Annotated in this window: 9 protein-coding genes; 1 reads left to right on the forward strand and 8 read right to left on the reverse strand. The window is 41.1% G+C overall.

Features of this window, described 5'->3' with window-relative positions:
* Positions 1-130: 130 nt before the first annotated feature.
* The 3 genes from tnpB to DXD92_RS15755 all read right to left on the reverse strand — a co-directional run bounded on the left by tnpB (position 131) and on the right by DXD92_RS15755 (position 2,015).
* Positions 131-1,228 (reverse strand): IS200/IS605 family element RNA-guided endonuclease TnpB, encoded by a 1,098-nt coding sequence (tnpB, locus tag DXD92_RS15745; RefSeq protein WP_055221357.1) that lies wholly within the window; start codon positions 1,226-1,228, stop codon positions 131-133.
* Positions 1,228-1,650, reverse strand: coding sequence for an IS200/IS605 family transposase (tnpA, locus tag DXD92_RS15750; protein WP_055227164.1), 423 nt, complete (start codon positions 1,648-1,650; stop codon positions 1,228-1,230). The genes tnpB and tnpA overlap by 1 nt, the downstream gene beginning before the upstream one ends.
* A gap of 95 nt (positions 1,651-1,745) precedes the next feature.
* Positions 1,746-2,015: an ATP-binding protein gene (locus tag DXD92_RS15755; protein ID WP_242856692.1), complete on the reverse strand. Its 270-nt coding sequence runs from the start codon at positions 2,013-2,015 to the stop codon at positions 1,746-1,748.
* On the opposite strand from DXD92_RS15755, the gene DXD92_RS15760 reads away from it, so the two are divergent.
* Positions 2,008-3,009 (forward strand): relaxase/mobilization nuclease domain-containing protein, encoded by a 1,002-nt coding sequence (locus tag DXD92_RS15760; RefSeq protein ID WP_243104930.1) that lies wholly within the window; start codon positions 2,008-2,010, stop codon positions 3,007-3,009. The two genes, DXD92_RS15755 and DXD92_RS15760, sit on opposite strands and share 8 nt — an antisense overlap.
* A 163-nt stretch (positions 3,010-3,172) precedes the next feature.
* Here DXD92_RS15760 and DXD92_RS15765 read toward each other — a convergent pair whose 3' ends face one another.
* The 5 genes from DXD92_RS15765 to DXD92_RS15785 all read right to left on the reverse strand — a co-directional run bounded on the left by DXD92_RS15765 (position 3,173) and on the right by DXD92_RS15785 (position 17,093).
* Entirely contained in the window at positions 3,173-3,874 is a 702-nt protein-coding gene (locus tag DXD92_RS15765; protein ID WP_118601329.1) for a pilin N-terminal domain-containing protein, read from the reverse strand.
* Positions 3,858-4,712 carry a class C sortase gene (locus DXD92_RS15770; RefSeq protein ID WP_118640992.1) on the reverse strand — a complete coding sequence of 285 codons (855 nt, stop codon included), beginning with the start codon at positions 4,710-4,712 and terminating at the stop codon, positions 3,858-3,860. Before DXD92_RS15770 ends, DXD92_RS15765 begins: the two co-directional genes overlap by 17 nt.
* Positions 4,713-4,849: 137 nt before the next feature.
* Positions 4,850-6,619: a SpaH/EbpB family LPXTG-anchored major pilin gene (locus DXD92_RS15775; RefSeq protein ID WP_118640998.1), complete on the reverse strand. Its 1,770-nt coding sequence runs from the start codon at positions 6,617-6,619 to the stop codon at positions 4,850-4,852.
* A 115-nt stretch (positions 6,620-6,734) separates the two neighbouring features.
* Positions 6,735-15,617, reverse strand: coding sequence for a Cna B-type domain-containing protein (locus DXD92_RS15780; protein ID WP_118640994.1), 8,883 nt, complete (start codon positions 15,615-15,617; stop codon positions 6,735-6,737).
* A gap of 21 nt (positions 15,618-15,638) precedes the next feature.
* On the reverse strand, positions 15,639-17,093 hold the full coding sequence (locus tag DXD92_RS15785) for an Rrf2 family transcriptional regulator (RefSeq protein WP_118601325.1): 1,455 nt from the start codon (positions 17,091-17,093) through the stop codon (positions 15,639-15,641).
* Positions 17,094-17,344 lie beyond the last annotated feature (251 nt).

Genomic DNA, 17,344 nt, shown 5'->3' on the forward strand with positions numbered 1-17,344 from the left:
AAGCAGGGGGATTCCTGTTTCTTCCACCATTGCATTGGCAAATACCTTACGGTACTGCAATGTCTTACACGGTGTCCACAGGCTATATTTATACTGTTCCCGCATGCCCTGCGGTACAGTTTTCTTATCTTTATGCCGACTGCAGCTGCAGTCCTTTTTTCAAGATATTGATGCCTGCATTCGTATCCCGGTCATGAACTGCATGACAGCCGGGGCACTCCCAGATACGAATGCGCAGATTTTTCACCAGCGGATTCCGATAGCCACAGGCACTGCAGGTCTGGCTGCTCGGATACATCGTTGGTACTTTGCGGATTTCATTTCCATACCACACAGCTTTATATTCCAGCATTTCGAAAAACTTTGCCCACGAAACACTGGCTATCGACTTTGCCAGTTTATGGTTCCGGATCATTCCCTTTACATGCAGGTCTTCGATGCAGATGGTTTGGTTTTCACACACCAGCATCGTTGACTGTTTCTGCAGGAAATCATTTCTTTGATTCGTTACTTTTTCATGTACTTTGGCAACTCGAATTCGCTGCTTATCCCGGTTATGGGATCCTTTCTCTCTTCGGGAAAGTCTGCGCTGTTCCCTTACAAGTTTTCGCATCGAGCGTTCCAGATATTTGGGATTCGCTACTGTATTTCCGTTGCTGTCAGAATAGAACGTTTTGATTCCAACATCAATCCCAATCGTTCCACCCTGATTAGGTCGCGGTTCCGGTTCAAATTCAACGTTCAGAACCGCAAAATATTTTCCGGATGGCGTATGCTCAATGGTTACGTGACGAATGTTTCCCACTTCCATTGACTGACGCACTTTCACATATCCAAGCTTCGGAAGTTTGATATATCTTCCCACGATACGAATGTTGTCTTTTTGATTTACCGTTCTGTACGACTGAAAATGGTTATGTTTGCTTTTGAAAGTTGGATGGGACGCCCTTTTTTGAAAAAAGTTTACAAATCCCCGGTCAAGATCCCGCAATGACTGCTGTAATGCGATGGAATCGACTTCTTTCAGAAAAGCAAACTCTTCCTGCTTTTTCAGTTCCGTCAGCATGGCAGAAGTCTGGCCATAGCCGATTTTTTTCCCTTTTTCATAGCCTTCCTTACGCATGGCAAGTCCCCGGTTATAGATGAACCTGCAGCATCCCAGCGTCTGGTGGATGAAGTTTTTCTGTTCTCTGTTCGGGTAGATCCTGAATTTGATCCCTTTTTGCATTAGCCCATCTTATCCTTTTGTCTCTGCGATGTTTTCTGGTTTTCGATATACTGTTTTACTGCTTCCAGCGGGGCACCGCCAACGGTAGATACAAAATAGCTATTTGTCCAAAGCGTCGGCATCTTAGTTTTAAGATATGGAAATTCCTGTCTTAAAATTCTGGAAGTATAGCCTTTGAAAGATTTTACGGCTTTGTGAATACCAAACTGAGGGTCTACTTCCAGCAGCATATGAACATGATCCGGCATGATTTCCATTTCCAGAATCTCTACAGAAAGATTTGCAGCATACTCTGTGAGCAGTTCCTTCAACCTGGTATCTACACCATTGGTTAATACTTTTCGTCTATATTTAGGACACCATACTACATGGTATTTGCACGAATAGACGACATTGTTGTTTAATTTATATGTTGTATTCATGTTTGTATTATACTATATTTTTTCATTTAATACAACCACTATTTTGTCCATCTCAATTACTTGCGTAAATTCGATGGACGCGTCTTATCGAATTCCTAAAATCTCGGCTTCGAAAGTCCATACTCTTCTGCAGCATTAAGGATTCTTTTTATTCCGCTTCCCCATGCTTCTACAAGTCCCATCTGACTGAATATATTGGTAATGCCTTTATTCCGGATCTTCGAATGACCATTCATGACTTCCTCATAAGTTAATCCGTTATATAATCCACCCGGAGAAGTCACCTCCAGTCTTTCATCATAAACTGCGACCTGAATATAAGATTCATCCAACAGGTTACAGTGACAATGGGCGTTAATGATCATTTCCAATAAGCGGAGCTACCATAAAATCTGCCGGATCAGTAATCGCATCTGCCAAGAAAATGGACTTGCCACCAGTATGCCAACCGGAGAAAAAGGAAAAAGCTATAAAGAGAACATGGAATATCATCATGGCACCAGTTGGAAAGTCAAGCTACGTGTTGCAGTTGATAAGGCAATCTGGACTTCCATCAACTATGAGGAATTTCTACAAAAAATGCAGTTAGCCGGATATGAAGTCCGCCAAGGAAAACACCTGTCCTTCCGTGCACCGGAGCAGAAGGACTTCACTTACATGAAATCTCTCGGAAGTTATTATAGCGAAGAAAATATCCGCATCCGTCTGGCAAAAAATCGTAGCAAAGTGAAAACTCCAAAGCATCTGTCCAGAGGTGCTCGCCTGTATATCAATATTTCCACTTATGTTACAACCGGCAATCGAGAAGGATTTGAACGTTGGGCAAAACTAAATAATCTAAAAGAGGCAACCCGCACCTTCAACTATCTTTCTGAAAATAATCTGCTGAATTATGAAGATTTTCAACAGCATGTTTCTGATGTTGATGCTTCTGTTAAAGCGGCTGAACAGAGAATAACACAAATCAACAATGAACTGAACACGCAGAAAGTCATTCAAAAACATTGTGATTCTTACCGGCTCTGCCGTAAAGTGATTGAAGATTGCAAATCTGCTAAAAATCCAAACGCATACCGGACCAAACATCAAGCAGAATACCAACTCCACGATTCACTAAAAAAAGAGCTTCAGGATCTCGGTGTTACCAAAATCCCAAGCTCTAATAAAATCCAGAAGCGGATAGAAAATCTTGAATCTGAACAGGCTGCTACTGTCCGTGAAAAGCAGGAATTACAGAAAAAGCAGAAGACACTGGATATCATCAGACAGAATTTCACAGCACTGCTTAATTCTCCTGAGATCAGTTCAGACTTACTTCCAGCAAAACGGGAACCTATTTCTGTCACAAGAGATAAATAAGATTGCACTGGCAACTCACTCATTTTCTTTCAAATCTTCCCATGGTTTAAAACCCATTTTCTCCCAGGTGACGCCATACGGTGCACCTCCGGAGGTATTTGTTTTTGGATTATGACAGTTATATAACGAAACGAAAAGACCGGGATTTCCCGATCTTCTCATATTATTTATGGGATTTTCTTTTGCATATACTAAATATGATTAAGGATATTCCCATTAAGGAAAGCCACATAATTACATTCGTATCGTCTCCCGTTTTTACATTTGGAGTATGACTGCTATTATCACCTGATGGTTCTTCTGAAACTGGTGGCGTATTCGTGGTAATTGGTGGTATCGATTCATTTTTAAATTTAGGCTCTGCCGTTACATTCCAAATTATCTGACCATCATAATTACCTGGAACTGTTATGATAAAAGGTTCGCTTTGATATACTTGATTTCCAATTTGTGTTTTTTGTGTCTGCACAAAAAGATACACACCTTTTTCCAGATCTCTGTACATAACTTCTCCATCGGAATTGGTCTTCCCTGATATTCCTTGGATGCCGTTATCCTGTACATATTTTCCCAGTTTTTTTGCAGCTTCTGCCTGAGCAGAAGAATCCTCAAAATCAAATATGACTCCAGACTTTGCAAACTCACTCACTAATGCCCATGAATTATTTTTATATGTTCCAACCTGATACATCGTAAATTCAATATTACTTAGCTTATATACCGTGGTCTCATCTTCAACAGTTGCTTTTAATAATATACTTCCCTGATCATTCGCAGACACAGGTAACGGAATGAGGAGTAAAAGCATACACATCACACTGGCCATACACATATATATTCGCTTATGTTTAATTATTCTGCTCATGTTTTTTCTCCTTCCTGCGTTTATGAGATTTAATGCTCACCCATATGATGATCAAAGCAACAATTCCCCCAATCAATAGAATCAAATTGAATGGAATTGTATGATGAAGACCAACTTCCTCATCTATCTTCTGTGCCTCTTCATACGGAATTCTGGTGCCACGTACAAGCAGTCTGTGTGTATTAACTGCATAAGGAGTGCATGTGACCAGCGTTACATAATCCTTGCCTTTTTCAATTTGTAAAGCATCTGTATCTGATGGCAATACTGTCAGAATCTGATCCACCTGATAGGCAAAGGTATGATGAAGAACTTTAATATAAAATACATCTCCAACCTCCATCTTGTTCAGGTCGGTGAATATCTTGGCATTTGCAAGTCCACGGTGTCCGGATAATACCGCATGACAGCTCTCACCGCCTACCGGAAGCGAGGTGTTTTTCAGATGTCCTACACCTGACTGCAGTACTTTTTCGGATGTTCCATGATAAACCGGAAGAACAACATCAAGCTTTGGAATATCAATATATCCCATCATTCCAGTATCATCAATTTTCAAAAGTTTGTTATACTCATCATCTTCTGTCTGGTTTTCATTGCTTTCTGAAAATGGATCTGCTATGGAACCAATTCCAATCAGGCTTTCATTGTATTCCTGTGCCTGCTTGATCATGGCATTTTCCTGATCTTCCGACAGATGAGAAACTTCCTGTTCATAATCTGTAGCAATGGTTGTGCTGTTCATCTGATTGATATAATTGCTCACCACCGGATACAGGATTAAAGAAAATGCCATCAGATATCCGATTCCTCTTAGTATTTTTACTACTTTCTTCATAATACCTTTCACCTTTTCGTCTGTTTCTTCTGAAATATCCAGTCCACACTGGACATTTCAGAAAAAGCAGACATCCTCCCGGTACAATACCGGGAAGATGAACTGTCTTTTTATCCATTCTTAAACTTCAGAATGTCTTAGTTTTTTGCTTTCTTTTTGCCAAAAGCTTTGCTTGCTGTTAATACACCGAAAAGAACGATACCAGCCAGTGTTACCATGAGGGCACCCTTGCTACCAGTAGATGGAAGCTGTGCACCTGTTTTGTTTTCTACAGCTACTTCTGGAGAAGTTTTTGTATCTTTAATTTCTTTACCTGTTGTTGTAGTTCCATTGTATGTGTAATCAACTGAATAGCTTGTCAGTTTTCCGGTTTTTGGATCATAGTTTGCTTTAATCTCAACCTTGATATCGCTGAGAAGCTTATTGTATCCTTCTGGTGCTTTTGTCTCTCTTAAGTAATAAGTTCCAGCATCAAGACCTTTTACAAGTACTTTTCCGTCAGCATCGGATACAATTTTTGCAGAAGTAAAGCCTGTTGCTTTAGCTTCATCGGCTGTTGCCTGACGGTATACACCTTCTCCTTCGTCTACAATATTAACCTTCGCCTGTTCATCTGCTGCAGTACCTTCTGTGTTTCCCTTGTAAAGCTCAAATTCTGCCTTTGCAAGTGCAGTCTTATCTTCTTTATTATTCTGGTCTTTTAAATAATATTTATAAATTGTAAAATCAAAAGTATGTACATCTACGATGCTTGGCTCAGATGTACCTGTTCCACCTGTTGTCGGGTCATTACTGTATTCAACGACCGCCTTGTTGGTATTTGGATTCATACCGATTACAGCATCTTTGTTTAAGGTTGCAGTGTAAACAACTGTGATTGTCTCGCCTGTATGATTCTTATAGGAATTATAGAAATCATTTAAGGTAACTGTTAAAGTACGTTTAGCCTGGTCATATGCAAGTGCGTATGTATTAGTTCCTGATTTCTTAGCAGTAAGTGTTGTATTTCCAACTTTTACAGATAGTACTTCTTTTAAGTCCAGTCCTTTGGACAAAGTATCGCTAAATTTAAAAGTATAAGAATTATATCCTGTCATGTCCGGCACTTTAGAAGTCAGCTGATAAGTGACAGTATCGCCAATTCCAAAATCTCCAGCTTTCTTTTCATCTGATTCGCTGTGTGGTGCGATGGTATCTTCAGGATTATTCTCATCGTCCAATTCCATCTGATGGCTGCCATCCCATGAAGCATCTACAATAGCACCAACTGTAATTCCGCTTCCACTCTGTGCCGGAATGATTTTCTTGTCTACTGTCGGGTAATTGCTCTTCATGTTAATTGTAGCTGTATCAGCTGTAATGCTAACTAAAGATGCTGCAGATGTATAAGTCTGATTTCCTGGTGCTGTGGAGGTATCTGTTGCTCCTTTTGGATAAACTAAATAGTATCCATATGCTAAATCAGAAACTACTGTAGAAGTTGCTGTCGTATTAACTGTTTTTGTTGCTGTAATATGGTTCTTTGAATCTAAAATCCATCCAAGCACATCTTTAGCAAATGTTTTCGCTGTAGCAGCCTCTCCATTTGCTCCGACCTGTTCTTTAACATAGTTATATGCCGCTTCACTTAAAGCTTCGCCTGTTAAACTTTCAGATCCTGGAATTCTAGTATTATTCTTAAAAAATCCTTCATATGCACTGTTCAGTGTATATGCTACATTCTCGCCACTTTTTGTTGCTGTAAAAATCTGATACAGATCCAGAGTCTTTCCTTCCACTGTATTGTTGACTGTCAGGGTTCCTTTTGGAGCATCTGCTGCATCTGCTGCAAATGCAGTCATGCTCATGGACAGTATCATGGTCATTGCCATCAGAACTGCCATAAATCTTGATACTAATTTCTTCATGTTCCTCTTCTCACTTTCTTTTGATTTTTTATTGGTTCGCTTGGGATTCCTTCAGCTTTTACGGTGGAAGTTCCCCACGCAGCCATATCTCTCTCATGACTCTACTCCCCCTTTCCTACATCGTCTGTTTCCGTTTCCTTCTGCGTCCGGTATAAAGCAGGAACGCTAACAACAAACCACCTGCTACGATGAACATCATGATGCCTTTTCCGCCAGTGTCCGGAAGAAGTGCAAAATGTCGGTTGATAATCGTGAAGGTAAATCCATCATCAGAGCTTTTTATTGTAGTTGTATATCCGTTTATTTCCGTTTCCGTAACAGAATATTCATAATAATGCGTTTTGTCAGCATCATCTTTTATGTAGGCTGGAAGAGTTTCAATCACTTTCTGCCATGTAGATTTTGAAATATCACCTTTTATTTCATAGTTTTCATATCCCGGCACAACTTCTGTTTGTTTTGTTCCTTCCGCATCCGTCCAGCTTCTGGAAATTGTGACCGTAATAGAGTCTGGTCTGAGATTGTCCATATTTCGGAAATCTTTCCAGACTTTGTTTATCGTCAGGTTTACATTCTCATCACATGGATCCTGCGTATCAGACGGTTCCGGTGATGTGCTGTCACCTGTATTGACTGTCGTTTTGGCATCTGACATCAGAACAGCTTTTGCATCTGATATATATGCATTCAGATCTGCTGTTTCAGAAGAATCTTTTGTTGCCATAACTGCATTCTGCAAGGTGTTATACTCATCTACCTGCACGACATGTTTTATCGAGAAGATACTCCATCCATTTTCCTGACTGAACGTATCTGTCAGAAGTTTAGAATTCTTTTTGATCTCATCAAAACTAATCGCCGGTTTTCGGTAGATACGATAATTGTTATTCTCGCCTTCTACACCTGCTTTTGTATTAAAGTCATATGCAGAGTCCAGATCACTTTTTCCGCTGAATGGTCCCACCAGCTTAGATGTTCCACGGACCACATCGCAGTAATACATATTGTTATTCTTCAGCAGTCCTTCATCGTTGTATCCAACAAAACCTCCGCTTCGTCCATCATTTGCAGAACCATCCGCATCATTTCCTGCTCCGCCTGCATAGACATCATATCCTGTACTAATTCCATACACACTGCTGTCCGTGATCTTTGTCCTGTTTGCCTTGATCAGATTGATACTGATATTAGACTTTACATCATTATCTTTTGTTATGATTCCATCTTTATCACAAGGAAGCTTGATGGATGAATCTCCGATCTTGATGATTGCAAGATCTGTCTGTTGATTATTTTCTGTCGACTTTTTAGACAGCCCGACAGAAATATCCAGTCCCAGCAGATTCACATGGAGAAGATTTCCCTCATACAGTGCATCAACCTTCACAATTCCAAGATTGATATGCAAAAGGTTGGAATCCTGGATCTTATCCAGATATAACGCCTGTACAAGCTGATTCAGAACTACGAGCAACGCATCCACCACTGTGGAATCCAGTTTTACATCCGCTAGATAGGCAAAGCTTGTTCTTCCTGCGAAGCCACCAGCTGTTCCACCGGATTCTACCAGTTTCAGGCTGTTTTCCTGATTTTGAGCATCTCCTGCATTACAGCCTGACATTCTGGCAAGATTTGCGTAGCCGATAAATCCTCCCGCAATCTGCTCATCTCCGCCTTTACTCTGAACAGTATAACCTCCAGGTATGCCTGTCACACTGCTGTCATCAATGTGGGAACCGAAAATATCCAGAACGCCGAGGGCACCGCCCAGGAGCTGTCCTGCATTATCTCCCAGCACATCCAGCTTCTCCATTTTTACAACTCCGCTTTTTCCGGAGTATCCTACAAAACCGCCGACGCTGTTTAGTCCAGTTACATAATTTAATCCCATTACGCTGCTGTTTTTGACAGAGCCATTTAACAGGGAACCGCCAAATCCTCCAGCCGTTCCGCTATATGTTACTTCATTATTCTGGCCTGATTTTGTCGCTGTGTTAGCACTGACGCCAAGCCCTGCATCTGGACTTCCTGTGACATTTCCGTAATATACATAACTTCGGAACGCATCCAACACATCGGTTTTTCCAAGTTTTAAAAGATACTGTAATACCGAGGTCTCATTACCTGCACTAATGTTTGCGGCACCGGAAACATCCGCAATACCGAAGCATCCACCGGCATATTCACCGGCTACTACGGAACGAATCTTGTCTGCACGGATTCCGCTTCCCGGCGTATCCTTCTCGCCGAGGACCGCTCCGCAGAGACTTCCTGCAAATCCTCCTGCTGCTTTTGCGTACCCGGTATTGCTTCCATTTTGATAGGTTCCGTTTACGATCACGCCCCAGTCATCCCAGGCTGACACAGATGCACAGCGGATGGTAGAAACAGTAGCATTCAGAACCTTAATCAGTTCTGCCGGAGCATTTACCATAAGAACATCCAGAAGCTTATTCAAAAGTCCCTGCTTTGTAGCTGTATCAATAGCTGCCACACTACCTGGATCTACTTTTCCAGCAAAACCGCCTACATAGGAAGTTCCATCTACACGCCTTAAATTTGTGATACTGCAAGAGGTATTTTCATCTCCCCAGATCTGACCGCCGATCATTCTTCCCACATAGCCTCCGGCAAATCCTGCCAGGTCTTTGTCTGCAATACCGGTTGCTTTGATCCTTGCTCCGGAACGATATCCGTCCACATGGGACTGTTTTACAACCGGCACAAAGGTTTTTAATGCCGCCAGACCGTCTGCACCGATAATCTTAAGACCTGCCAGTGAAACGTCACCTGTGTTTGCCACAGAACCGGTAAGCATCTCACCCGCAAATCCACCGCTGCTTCTGAAGGCTTCCACTGACTGAAGATCTGTTGCAGTTCCATTTGTCACGGTACCGCCTTCCATACGGCCTACATAGCCTCCGGCAGAACCGCCCTGTGTTGCTTTACTTGCCAGAATGCTCCTTCCTGCTGTGACTGCGTATCCATATGCATACTGAGAAATGATCTCATTTAACTGTTCTTGATCATTGACTTCACCAAGTGCCTGTAATTTATTACCGTAACTTCCATAAGAACCGACAGCACCAACCCATTTGTTCCAGGTATCCGTATCCAGTCCACGAAGCGGTCCATAAACAGCTGTATTCTTTTCTGTCGGATACACCGCCTGAAGAAGCGTCAGCGGATTATCTAGTTTGATAAGACCAAATAAAACCTTCAGACTTCCTGTATCTGCAACATTCGCACACCGCATCAGTCCTGTATAACCTCCGGCATATTCCGTTCCATATACGGAACGGATACGATAGGCCGCACATTCTCTTACGGTTCCTGCATATGTAGAGCCTTTCCAGTTATCCGTATTGTTTCCCCAGATCTGACCGCCATAGTTGTAACCTGCATATCCTCCTGCAAGTCCACGGTAAATGCTGTCATCACTTTCAGCCTGAGCCCTCACAGCACCTCCACAAGGTACACAGGTTGTTTCACTGTTTTTGATCACAGGAACAAATGCCTGTAAAACGCCAAAAAGATTATCTGCCTTGATCAGTCCTCCAAGAGCACTTAATCCATCTACCACATCTGCCGCACTCCCCGGCTCCATGGTTCCAACATATCCACCGGCACTTTCACGCCCTATGATATGTGCAAAATTATAAGAATTACTATTCTGAATCTGAACTCCAAGAAGTTCTCCTGCATATCCACCGGCTTTTCCGGTATCACCATCTCCATCTGTTGCAAGAACATTAAATCCGCCTGTTGCTCCGTAAACATCTGAGCTGTCTATGATAGATGCAACTACGGTCAACGCTGATAACAGATTTGAGGCAGAAAGTACCTTATCCAGAACGCTTGCACCTCCGATAGCCGCCGTACTTCCCATAGCAGCTTTCCCAATATAGCCGCCGGCATAACGATAACCATTTACCGCATATGCACTGTCGCTTCCGTAATAACTGCTACCATCTTCCTGCTGCAGATTCTTTGGCTCACTGACACCTGTATGCTGCAATTTATTTACATCGGAATTGCTGATCTGTACACCAGTTCCGCATCCGATAAAGCCTCCGGCACTTCCGGCATCCGCATCGTTGGTGCTGTCTTTTTCAAGAGTACCTGTAACGGTAACAGTAAACCCTTTTTCTACAGAATTAACACTGGCATTACTGATCACCGGAACAAAAGCATTGACCAGGGATAGTAATCCTGTCAGATCAACCAGTTTTGTAAGAATTGATGATTTAGCTCCAATCTCTGCAACTGCTCCAGCTTTTACAAGACCTCCGAACCCTCCGGCATAACGAAGGCCTTCTACTTTCAGAAGATTTTCTACTGCCGTTCCTTTTCCGGAATCAACAGCATTTGCTGAATTATCTACATGACCGCTCTGCATCTCTCCAACGAAGCCACCTGCATAGCCTTCTGCGTTTTCAAATCCGCTGTCAGCCGTAACTGTCAAACCATCTGCGGTACCAGCAACTTTGCAATTCGTAATTTTGCTGGATGCCGCCTGAAGGACACTTGCCAGCTCTTTCAGACTCAGGATCTTACCAAGGACACTATTCAAAAAATCTCCTGTGGCATCTCCTGCCTCCGCTGCACTTCCGGAGCGCATAATTCCGATATAGCCACCGGCATGATATGGTGCTGTGACTTCTTTTACATTGGTCACATCAGAATTCTTAACCATGACTGCTTTTCCATTACCGATATAACCCCCGGCATCTCCAAGAGCCACATCATCATTTTTTCCGGATGCTGTTACAACTAAGCTGTCTCCCTCAATAGAAGAGTCGGAAATTCTCGGATAAGCCACATCCATAACACTGAGAAGCTGATTTACATTTAAGAGGCCCAGTAACTTAATAGAACCTGTCTGTGCCACATCACCAGGCATCAGCCTTCCTGCAAAACCACCGGCATAGCTGGTTCCCTTTATATAAGAGAGTCCGGTAATATTTGTTGTTGCAATCGCACCAGCCTCACCTTCGGTTGTTCCATCCTCACTATTCGTGTCTGCTTTGAATCCGGAATTGTTGTTTCCATAGTTGATATCTACTGCCTGTCCGTCTCCCACAAAGCCGCCCGCCATATCAGCGGATACCTGAGGGTCAGAACCATTCGAAACATAGGCAATAGAAGTATTATTGAACTCCGGTCTCAGGGCACTGACAACTCCAAGCAGATTCTCTAATTCAATTCCTGTCAGTTTTGATGTAGTGGAATCTCCAGCACTTAATGCATCTCCGGCTTTAGCAAAACCTGCAAAGCCTCCGGCTTTTCCTGATGTTGCAGATGCAGTAACAGTTTTCAGGTTGCTGATCTTAGTGTCCCTTGCTCGTCCACTAATGCATTCTCCAATAAAGCCACCACTATAACCTTTCTCATTGCCAGTAGACACACTATATCCTGACGAAACACCTGAAACAGTGCTGTCAACTGTAAACGTCTCAATCATCTGCCCTACAGAAAGAAGGCTGTCAATTTTCAAAAGCGGTAATCCAAGAAGTTTAATACCACCAACATTAGCAAGAGTACCACTTCCGAAATATCCGGCAAATCCTCCTGCACACTTTCCAGCCGTTACAGAATTCAGATTTGTGACGGATGTTTTCCTTACTTCTCCACCTGTTCCATAACCGATAGCACCTCCGGCACGACCATTCTCCTGATTTGACGCAGTAACTGTAAGTCCCAAAGAGCCTCCGTTTACGGAACAATCTTTACATTCAAAACGCATGTAGTCTGCTGCTGTAACTGTTCCGCCAAGGACATCACTGACACTGGTCATTTTAGCGTAACCTAAGATTCCTCCAGCATTCTCTGTTGCTGAAACAGACATGCTTTCTGATGCAGTAATACTATTAGAATGCTCATTAAAACTGTAAGAAATACTGTTTTTTGCAAGCATACGATTCAAAGCTTTTGTAGTTGATTTTGAACCATCTGCAAGTTCTGAAGTATTAGAAACCTGAACAGCTCCGGCATATCCTACAAGTCCGCCGGCATATTTGCCACTGGCATCTAAGGATATCGTACTTCCGTCAATGGTACATCCGCTTATAACAGAAGGGCGAAGTCCCACCAGGTTCAAAATATCCATATCCGTAATATTACCGTTCAACAAACCTGTAAGAAGTTTTTTCACAAGATCAAGAAGACCTTTATTTTCATCAATAGATGTAACAGCACCAAGGGTTGCTAAGCCGGCAAATCCTCCGGTATAATCTTTTCCGGACACTGTACCAAGAGAAGAAATACTGCAGTTCACGGCATAACTGTTACGCATTTCTCCTATAAATCCACCTGCATAACCACTTTCCTTACCAGAGCTTCCTGTCGCAGATACATTTGCACTGCCATTAATGCTACATCCAAGCATTACTGTATTGACCGGGAAATCAGCTATTTGGATTCCCAGATGATCCAGTGCACCTGCAACAACTGCATTGGAAGCACGACCAATAAATCCTCCTGAGTAATCTGTACCATTAACACTCTCAGTACCATTAACTGAACATCCAGTCATTACAGCACCTATTGTTTCACCAGCAAATCCACCTGTATAATTCTGCCCAGATATCGTATCATTGCCAGATACTGAACAATTGCTGAACACCGGATTCACATAGCCAATTGGAATCAGGTTTCCAACACTTAGAACGCCTCCATTCAAAAGCGTTGTAATCAGATCCCCAAGACCTAATACTGGAATCAAGTTTAATAAAGTACTAAGTGCGTCCGTTACTCCTTTAAGCACTCCTGAAAGGGCTTCATATTTTGTAATACCTGAAATGTACCCGACAAAACCACCTGTCCAGCTGTTTGCATTAGACACTCCTGATAATCCTTCTACATGACAGTCTGATATTTGTACGTTTCCTTTTACAACACCGGCAAAAGCTCCTGTTGAAAAAGATTTTGGATCCTTTTCCAACCCACTTGATAATCCCAGGATTTTTAAAACTCTGGTCAACACTACACCAAGCAAACTAAAATCTTTTTTAATAGAATTCGTTGTCGTTGATACAGAAACTCCTGATAAGGTAAGATTTTTTACGACAACCTGTTTTGATGAAATCTGTAATGAACTGTCATATGGGGTCGATAAACTTCTGAAAAATCCAACACCATATTCCGTGTCCGAGCTACTTCCATTTGAATAAGCACTCTGATTAATTGCTGTGTCCTGTACCATCTTTACATTACTGATTTTGACATTAGCACCTTCTGTCATTCCCTTGCGGCCTTCCATATTTCCCTGGAAGTTCTTTATAGGAGTCCAGTTATCATCTTTCCCATTAGAATTAGTCCCTTCTTTGGAAAGATCAATATCACGAAAGATAATATAATTCGCATCCTTACTGTATTTATATCCAGATCCTGCAATATTGGTATTGCTATGTTTTGACGTATCATAAGTAAGTACATAAGTTTTATTCTCATCAACTGTTATACTTTCCGAATCTATATCATCAGTAAAACCACTTTCATCCCCACTGCTTGTAAAAGCTTCTGCATCATCACTTCCTGTCTCAGCTGCTTCCTCGCTATCTGACGGAATCATATCAATCAAATCACTGTCATTTACAGTTTCATCTGCTTCAACGGATGCCGCTTCGGAATCACTGGCAGTACTTTCTGTTGCAGTTACTGTCATATCGGCTGACTCCTGAATCGTACTACTTACATACACATAACACTGTGTAGCTTTTGTACCAGCTATATCCCAAGATTGATTATCCAAATATTCTGTATCGTTCAGCTTATGAGCACCGTTTTTATTAGCATACAATTCCTTTCCGGACCAATTATATGTATCATTAAACTTTACAATATCCGCATCACCCGGATAATACAGTTCCGTTTTGTATTCTGATGTATCCGCTGCCGGTTTCCAGTCTGTATATCCCCCCAGTATTCCCTCATTTTTCTCTCTTGTTTCATATACTCGCCAGATTGGTTCTGTCACATCCGCATCTGTTCCGATTGCCCGGAGCTGTGTTTCATTTCCAATCAGAATATAATTTTTATCACCGATCTTTTTTACCACCTGACCGAAATAATTTCTTCCTTCATAATCAGATGGATAAGCGCTAGTAATATCCTTAGTTGTCTCCTCTGTCCCAGCCTTATTTGCAAGAAGCTCCGGTGTTTCTGTTGTAAATGAAGAAGCAAGCACATAATTATGTGTTTTGCTGTAAGTAAGATAGGAACCATCTTCCAGTGTAAAAACCTGTCCCATTCCAACTTTTTCAGCAATATAATCCTCGCTCATTACAGGTTCGCTGTCTGAAGATTCCCCTTTCATCAATTCAAGCTGGTATCGGTTATACACATAAATCGTATCAGTCACTGAATCATATACTGTGTTGCCCGTGCGCTCTGATGATGAAGTGATGCTACCTGTAAAATCTGATGGGAAGTTCCAGACATTTTCATTATCTATTGGAATATCATTCATCAAACAATAGGAAGCGTCTGATGCATAGGTAAGTTCTGCACCATCTGCAAGAACCTTATCCCCTTCACCAACATTTCCATCTTTGTCTCCGGAAAACATCTGTGTTCCTGTACCGATTTGCAGAAGTTGCTGGTAATTGTAGATACATATTTTTCCATCTTCATAATCTGGATTTGCTTCTTCCAAAGTATCTGAGGTGTTTTCATCCTCGATAATTGTTTCTTCTCCATCTGTAAATCCTTGATCTTCAGAATTACCAAATTCCTCTGTTACTTCAGAACTAATATCTGTATTTGGCTCTGATTCTCCTTCAAAAGAATCAGGAATATCACTTTCCGTGATATCAGATATTTCAGATGTATCACTGCTGAAACCATCCTGTTCCGATATATCTGTAATTTCACTATTGGTCTGCACATTCATTCTTTCTGAATCTTCAGCATTCGCAACTACGACTTGCGAAGATAATAATGTAACACACAGAACAACTGCTGTAATTCGTCTTAAAACACTCAATTTCTTGTTCATAAAATCGCCTCAAATCTTCTGTCATGCTTGACTTTTTGTTACTTTTAACCACTCTGGCTGCTTTGCTGCCGCCGTCAAGCACTGGATCAGTTTTTTAGAAAACGCTCCGCATTCACCATTTGAAATCATCCGTATCGCCTCTTCTGGTTCATATTTTCTTTTGTATGGACGATCATTGATCAATGCATCGTAAGCATCAACAATCCCAACGACCTGTGCGCACATCGGAATCGCATTCCCTTTTAAACCGTCTGGATATCCTGATCCATCATATCTTTCATGGTGGTGTCTGCATATTTCATAGCTATATTTGTTCAGCTTTTCCGTTGTTATCCCCTCTGGGAATCTCTGGGTCATCGCTGCACCTACTAATGGATGTTGTTTTACTACATTCATTTCTTCATCTGTCAACTTTCCATTTTTATTCAAAATTTCAATTGGTACTTTTATCTTTCCAATATCATGAATCGGTGCCAAATGGGCTACTGAAGCAATTTCTTCATCCGTAATTCCATATTCCGGATAATTCTTCTGCAATTGAAGATATACCTGTTTCGTATAGAAGCTGATATCGTCTTGATACCCTGATTCAACTAACTGATTATGATTCAATACAGTAGTTAAAAGTGATACCATATCCCAATACTGCTTTGCCATATCCTGTTCTTTCTTTACGAGTTCCTGTTCCATCCTTATAACTGTGTTCTGGACAATCTTCTCATTATGTAAGGTAATAATTGCAGTATTCTCATTTGCATCTATATATTTTTTTGCTTCCATCCAAACATATGCATTCTTATCTTTTCCAGTAATTCTGCGATACGGAAGATCTTTTTCCATACATCCATCAACTAGTCTTTCTTCTAATCCTTCACTTGATAAGAAGTCATGAACCATTTTTTTATCAGAAGTATACACATATCTTTCTATATATTGATTTATGAACTCTTCATAACTTTTTGTTTTCCTTACTTTCTCATACACTTCACGGATATGTGAATATACACACTCGTAGCTTTTTTCTTTCAAGTTCAGTTTTAATACAACATAAAATCGTCCAAAATATTCATCTTCTCCAGGACGGATAACGTCTGAAACCTTTACGCTCTCTAATTTATTATTGTATGTATTCTGCAAACTCAACAATATTTTATGTATCTTGCAGGTATCTTCTAAATTTCTGGGACAAAAACGATCTTCTTCCAAACAACGATTAATTGCCATTGTTTCCTCTACACACGATATAATATCCATTAAAGAAATGTTCTCCGGTTGTTTTGCCAGCATATAGCCACCATTTATACCTTCACAGGCATTGACTATTTTTGCATCTTTCAGTTTTTTTGCTATTTTAGGAACATAATTAGCAGAAACATTTAGCTTCCGTGACAATTCTGATGTAGATACCATCCGTTCCTGTGCCGCTAAGTAACATACAATTCTAATTGCGTAATCTGTCGAATTTTTCAGTTGCATCGTTATCCCTCTAATCTAAACCCTGCGAGGTCTTAGTTTATATCAAAAAAAATATCAAAATTTGATATCTTCAATATTTTTCGCTGATAATCTTTCTCATCAAGTGTGATATTATACGCTATTAAACTTAAAAATATAATGCACAAAGGATGAAAAATTTTTAACGTTTTTTTATTCAAAGTGCTCCATTTGCGATTAATGGTAAGCGCAAAATATTGCTACATTACTCATGAATTACGCTTGCACCAAAA

Origin of the sequence: Blautia sp. TM10-2 (genome assembly GCF_003480845.1) — a bacterium.
In the GTDB taxonomy this organism is placed as follows: domain Bacteria; phylum Bacillota; class Clostridia; order Lachnospirales; family Lachnospiraceae; genus Fusicatenibacter; species Fusicatenibacter saccharivorans.

What these genes read in the sequence shown, in the direction of transcription:
- DXD92_RS15775 (WP_118640998.1), bottom strand. Translation starts at nt 6,619, where the DNA reads ATGAAGAAATTAGTATCAAGATTTATGGCAGTTCTGATGGCAATGACC.
- DXD92_RS15770 (WP_118640992.1), bottom strand. Translation starts at nt 4,712, where the DNA reads ATGAAGAAAGTAGTAAAAATACTAAGAGGAATCGGATATCTGATGGCA.
- DXD92_RS15785 (WP_118601325.1), bottom strand. Translation starts at nt 17,093, where the DNA reads ATGCAACTGAAAAATTCGACAGATTACGCAATTAGAATTGTATGTTAC.
- DXD92_RS15755 (WP_242856692.1), bottom strand. Translation starts at nt 2,015, where the DNA reads ATGATCATTAACGCCCATTGTCACTGTAACCTGTTGGATGAATCTTAT.
- DXD92_RS15760 (WP_243104930.1), top strand. Translation starts at nt 2,008, where the DNA reads ATGATCATTTCCAATAAGCGGAGCTACCATAAAATCTGCCGGATCAGT.
- DXD92_RS15765 (WP_118601329.1), bottom strand. Translation starts at nt 3,874, where the DNA reads ATGAGCAGAATAATTAAACATAAGCGAATATATATGTGTATGGCCAGT.
- tnpB (WP_055221357.1), bottom strand. Translation starts at nt 1,228, where the DNA reads ATGCAAAAAGGGATCAAATTCAGGATCTACCCGAACAGAGAACAGAAA.
- DXD92_RS15780 (WP_118640994.1), bottom strand. Translation starts at nt 15,617, where the DNA reads ATGAACAAGAAATTGAGTGTTTTAAGACGAATTACAGCAGTTGTTCTG.
- tnpA (WP_055227164.1), bottom strand. Translation starts at nt 1,650, where the DNA reads ATGAATACAACATATAAATTAAACAACAATGTCGTCTATTCGTGCAAA.